Annotated in this window: 6 protein-coding genes; 2 read left to right on the top strand and 4 right to left on the bottom strand. The window is 68.6% G+C overall.

Translation table 11 applies throughout. The features are described 5' to 3' along the window. From BN4346_RS03720 to glnX, 3 genes are all read right to left on the bottom strand, one after another. Positions 1-984, bottom strand: a 984-nt coding sequence (locus tag BN4346_RS03720; protein ID WP_407695035.1) for a serine/threonine protein kinase, incomplete at its 3' end; no start/stop codon positions are given. Continuing rightward, positions 984-1,961 carry a glutamate ABC transporter substrate-binding protein gene (locus BN4346_RS03680; protein WP_067966445.1) on the bottom strand — a complete coding sequence of 326 codons (978 nt, stop codon included), beginning with the start codon at positions 1,959-1,961 and terminating at the stop codon, positions 984-986. The genes BN4346_RS03720 and BN4346_RS03680, both read right to left, overlap by 1 nt. Next, positions 1,961-3,280 carry a protein kinase G-activating protein GlnX gene (glnX, locus tag BN4346_RS03660; RefSeq protein ID WP_067966443.1) on the bottom strand — a complete coding sequence of 440 codons (1,320 nt, stop codon included), beginning with the start codon at positions 3,278-3,280 and terminating at the stop codon, positions 1,961-1,963. Before glnX ends, BN4346_RS03680 begins: the two co-directional genes overlap by 1 nt. Before the next feature lie 163 nt (positions 3,281-3,443). Between glnX and BN4346_RS03055 the strand changes: the two genes are divergently transcribed. Beyond that, entirely contained in the window at positions 3,444-3,905 is a 462-nt protein-coding gene (locus tag BN4346_RS03055) for an NUDIX hydrolase (protein ID WP_067966442.1), read from the top strand. 70 nt (positions 3,906-3,975) lie between these two features. Here the strand turns inward: BN4346_RS03055 and thiE are convergent, their stop codons facing one another. Next, positions 3,976-4,674 carry a thiamine phosphate synthase gene (thiE, locus tag BN4346_RS03045; protein ID WP_067966441.1) on the bottom strand — a complete coding sequence of 233 codons (699 nt, stop codon included), beginning with the start codon at positions 4,672-4,674 and terminating at the stop codon, positions 3,976-3,978. Positions 4,675-4,735: 61 nt separating this feature from the next. Here thiE and BN4346_RS02675 point away from each other — a divergent pair. Beyond that, the coding region (locus tag BN4346_RS02675) for an FAD-dependent oxidoreductase (protein ID WP_154677530.1) at positions 4,736-5,200 on the top strand (465 nt) is incomplete at its 3' end.

Raw genomic sequence — 5,200 nt, 5'->3', positions numbered from 1 at the left:
GATGTCGGGTGCCTGGAAGCCCGGGGTGCCGTAGAGGTAGCCGAACGAGTTGATGCGTGCCACTGCGCCGAGGTCGATCAGCTTCAGCTGCTCCTCGGTCAGCACAATATTCTCCGGCTTGAGGTCGTTGTAGACCAGGCCCAGCGAGTGCAGATAGCCCAGTGCGGGAAGGATTTCCAGCATGTAGGCAATGGCCTGGGCCACCGGCAGCCGGGTACCTCGGCGCTGTTTGAGCGACTGGCCGCCGACGTACTCCATCACGATGTAGCCGACCGGGTCGCCGTGGGAGTCCGGATGTTGCACGAAGTTGAAGATCTTGACGATCGACGGGTGGGTCACCTCGGCGAGGAACTGCCGCTCGGCCATCGCGATGGCTTGGGCCTCAGCGTCGCCGGAATGCACCAGGCCCTTGAGCACCACCGGGCGCTCGTTGACGTTGTGGTCGACCGCCAGATACACCCAGCCCAGTCCGCCGTGGGCCACGCAGCCCTTGATCTCGTACTGCCCGGCTACCATGTCGCCCGGCTTCAACTGCGGGAGAAAGGAATACGGACTTCCGCAGTGCGGGCACCAGCCTTCGGAGGCGCCCTTCGCGTCCCCGGTAGACCGGCCCACCGGTCGGCCGCAGTTCCAGCAGAAGCGCTTGGATTCGGCGACCTCCGGGTCGTCCATGAGCGCGGCGAGGGGATCGATCGGGGGAACCCGGGGGATCTCGACCAGGCCACCGCCCAACCTTCGCCGCGGAGCGACGGTGCGCACCACGGTCGTTTCGTGGGATTCGACCGCTCCCGGGGAGTTCGAACCCTCCCGGGGCCGGAAGATCGCTTGGGTCGACATCGGCCGGCGTACCGACGACGATTCGGCCAGCACGTCTGCCCGCTGGGTGACCGGGCCGTCGTCTTCGGGCTCGGGTGCGGGCTGCTCGGTTGCCTCGTCGGCAGCGGGGGGTGTCCCCACTGCATCGTCGTCGTCGCGGGCGGCCATCAGTCCGAATACCTCGGTGTAGGTGGCACTGGCGCCGGGCCCAGTACCGTCAACCACTTGCGGTACAGGGTGTTCCACGTGCCGTCGCGGCGGATGCGCTCCAGCGTTCCGTTGACGAAACGCACCAGCCCAGTGTTGTTCAGGTTGATCCCGATCCCGTAGGGCTCCTCGTCCATGCTCGGTCCGACGATGTGCAGGTACGGGTCCTGCGACATCAGGCCGGCCAAGATCGAGTCGTCGGTGCTGACGGCATCGACTTGGCGCTGTTGCAGTGCCACCAGGCAGTCGGCCCAGTTCACCACCGAAACGATGATCGGGGCGGGTGAGATTTTGCGGATTCGCCGCAGCGAGGTGGTGCCCTGCGCCACACAGACCCGTTTACCGGAGAGGTCCGCGGCCTGACGGATCGCGGAGTCACGCGGTACCAGCAGACGCTGATTGGCCACCAGGTACACCGTCGAAAAGTTCACCAGCTTACGGCGACCGCAGGTGATGCTCATGGTCTTGACCACGATATCGACTTCGGACTTCTGCAGGGCCGCGATGCGTTCGGCCGACGCCAGGATCCGGTATTCAACCTGCGACGGGGTGCCGAAGATATCGCGGGCCACCTCGCCGGCGATGTCGACGTCGAAGCCGGTGATCTCACCGGTGATCGGGTCGCGGAAGCTGAACAAGTTGCTGCCGATGTCCAGGCCGACGATCAGCCGGCCACGCTGGCGGATCTTGGCCACCGCCGCGTCCGCCTCAGCCTTGTTGTGGAACGGGCGCAGGCTGGCGGTGGCGTCGCAGTCCTCGGTGCGCGGTTCGGGAGGTCGCGGCGCCTCCGGTGCCAGCTCCTCCATACCGGCCGGGGTGGGCGGCGGCAGCGTGGGCATCGCGGTCGCTGTCACGAACTCGGTACGGCCGCAGCCGGTTAGGCCGGACAGCACCAATGCCGCGCTCAGTACGCACAGCAGCAACCGACGGTGGATCATCATCTGTACTCGTTCAGTCGAGGCCACAACCCGAGCGCGACCGCGATCGCGGCACCCATGCTGAGCACCGCGCCCCCCACCGGGGCCACCGACAGTACCCGGCGGGCGTTGAGGACATCGCCGCGCAGCTGATTGCGACTGTGTTGCAGTGCCTTGTCCAGGGCCGCGTCGAGCTGATCGAACGCCGGCGTCGAGTCGTCGCCGCTGCCGCCCAGCGCGACCTGGGTGGCGGCCCGATAATTGCCGACGCTGATGTAGGCGTTCATCCGGTCATTGGCCTGCCGCCACCGGGCCAGCAGCTGTCCGGCGTTGGCCAGGTCCGCCTTATCGACCGCGTCCCCGCGGTCCAGATAGCCCTTCAGCTGCTCCTGCATGGTGTCGATCCGCTGGTAGAAGGTCTGTTTGCGGGTCTCCTCGTCACCGCGCCGGATCAGCGACAGGGTCTCGTCGGCACGTGCCTGTTGCGCGGTGATCGCCAGATTGGTGATCTCCTTGAGAGATTCGGCGCCGGTGTCCTTGGCGTTGCGGCTGCCCGCGGTGGAGATCACCAGCACCGTTCCGACCCAGATGATCATCAGCAGAATCGCCAGGCCACCGGCGACCAGGCCGAAGTTGATCCGGCGCCGGGTGTGCCGGGCCAGCCAGCGGTGTGCGAACGCGCCGAACAGCACGGTGGTCGCCACCACCAGGATCACCGGGGCCGGCACCCGCGTGGAGGCCGTGGTCTGAAGGTCCACGGTCGCCGAAGTGGCCTGGTAGAGGCGCTGGGCGTCGGGGAGAATAGTGTGCTGCATCAGCTCGGAGGCTTCCGACAGGTACGACGAGCCGACCGGATCTCCCGAGCGGTTGTTGGTCCGGGCCGTCTCGATCAGCCCGGTGTAGACGGCCAGCTCCGCATTGATTCGCCCCAGCAGCTGCAGCAGCGGCTCGTCGTCCAGACCGCCGGAAGCCCTGGTCACCGCCACTGCGGCAGCGGTGATGGCCTGCTCATAGCGTTCCCGCACCGCCCGCGGTTCGCCCTGGGCGATGAACGCGGTGGCTGCGGCGGCGTCGGCGACCGACAGCGTGGTGTAGAGCTGCCCGGCGGCGTACGCCAACGGCTCGGTGTGGTCGAGAACCGTGGTCAAGGTGTTCTGCCGGTTGTTGATGGTGGTGGCGGTGGCAAAGGCGCTGATGCCGCCGAGGGCGGCCAGGATGAGTCCGATGGCCAGAATTCGTCCGGGGGTGGTGGTGAAGAACCACCAGCGGGGTCTGGCCGGTTCGGTGGGCGACCGTAACCCCGCCGGCTCGGTTGACGGGTGCGCCAACTCAACGGTCACGTCTGTTCAGGCTCCATCCCTGCGGCTGCTCCGGCACCAACGATAATAAAGGGATTCTAAGAGCGGGGAGGTGTCTGCGCGCTCTCTAGCGCCGGTTGTTGTCGAAAACGTCGCGTGATCTCGCCAGAACCGAGACCTTGCCTGCCCCGATACGCTTCCAAGCGTGCGTGGTGACGGCGATGGGTGGGCGTTTTCCGATACCGGCGTCCGCTTCTGGGGCCGGCACGGTGCGGCGGGCCTGCTGCTGCGGGCTCCGCGCCCGGATGGCTCCCGCACCGTACTGCTGCAGCATCGGGCCTGGTGGAGTCATCAGGGCGGCACCTGGGCGTTGCCCGGCGGCGCCCGCGACAGCCACGAGACCGCTGAAGAGGCCGCCATCCGCGAGGCGCAGGAGGAGGCCGGCCTGCCCGCCGATCGGATCGTCGTGCGCGCGGCCGTCGTGACTGCGTCGGCCAGCGGCACCAGCTGGACCTACACCACCGTGGTCGCCGACGCCGACGAATTGCTTCCGGTGGTGCCCAATGGCGAGAGCACCGAACTGCGCTGGGTCGATGAACACGAGGTCGCCGGGTTGCCGTTGCACCCGGGCTTCGCCGCCAGCTGGGAGTTGTTGCGCGGCTTGTGACGCCGGCAGGAACGTTCCGCCTCGGCGAACGTGTACTCAGCTCGAAAAAATGCCCCGAGAAATCTCGGTCTCAGTGCACGTTCGGCGCAGTCCGGGCCGCTAAGAGCCCCGCCCGCAAGACTGCTGCGGCCGCCCGCGGATCCTCGGCGGCGGTGATCGCCCGCACCACCACCACCCGGTGCGCGCCGGCCGCCACCACCTGCGGCAACCGCTCGATGTCGATGCCGCCAATGGCGAACCACGGTTTGGTCTGGCCCGAGTCGGCGGCGAACCGCACCAGCTCCAGGCCCGGCGCAGTACGGCCCGGCTTGGTGGGGGTGGGCCAGCATGGCCCGGTGCAGAAGTAGTCGACCGGCTCGGTCAAGGCGGCGCTGACCTGTTCACGGTCGTGAGTGGACCGGCCGATCAGCACCTCGGGCCCGATGACCTCGCGCGCCACCGACAGCGGCAGGTCGTCCTGGCCCAGGTGCAGCACGTCGGCGCCGGCCGCGTGGGCGATGTCGGCACGGTCGTTGACCGCCAGCAGTGCCCCGTGCCGTCGCGCGGCGTCGGCCAGGATCTCCAACGCCGCCAGTTCGCCGCGGGCCTCCAGTGGACCGAACCGCTGCTCGCCGGGCGAACCTTTGTCGCGCAGCTGGATGATGTCGACGCCACCGGCCAGGGCGGCATCGGCGAACTCGGCCAGGTCACCGCGTTCCCGGCGGGCATCGGTGCACAGGTAGAGCCGGGCATCAGCGAGTCGGGCGAGACGGTCGGAGCGTTTGTGCACACCGCGACGCTAGCGGCTAGCTTGGTGTGTTGACACGCGAGCAGGTGGAAGGGAGCAGCACATGCCCGGAGCCTCGCTCGGTTCGCTGGCCGTGATCGGCGGCGGCGTCATCGGGCTGTCGGTGGCGCGGCAGGCCGCCCGGGCCGGGTGGACGGTGCGGGTGCACCGCACCGGCGAGGCGAAGCTGGGATCGCCGTATCAACCCGGCGCCTCCTGGGTGGCCGGCGGCATGCTGGCCCCGCACAGTGAGGGATGGCCGGGCGAGGACCGGCAGCTGCGGCTGGGGTTGCGCTCGCTGGAGTTGTGGCACGACTTCCTCGACGGGCTGCCGGCCCAGGTCGTCACCGCGCGCGAGTCGCTGGTGGTGGCCGCCGACCGGGCCGACGTCGCCGATCTGCGCACCGTCGCCGACTGGCTGTCCGCGCAGGGCCACCCGGTGATCTGGGAGTCCGCCGCCCGCGACCTCGAACCCCTGCTGGCCGGCAATATTCGGCACGGTTTCCGGGCCCCCACCGAACTGGCGGTC

It is taken from the genome of Mycolicibacter icosiumassiliensis, from assembly GCF_900078685.2.
Classification (GTDB): Bacteria; Actinomycetota; Actinomycetes; order Mycobacteriales; family Mycobacteriaceae; genus Mycobacterium; species Mycobacterium icosiumassiliensis.
This window is presented reverse-complemented; position numbering and strand designations above follow the sequence as displayed.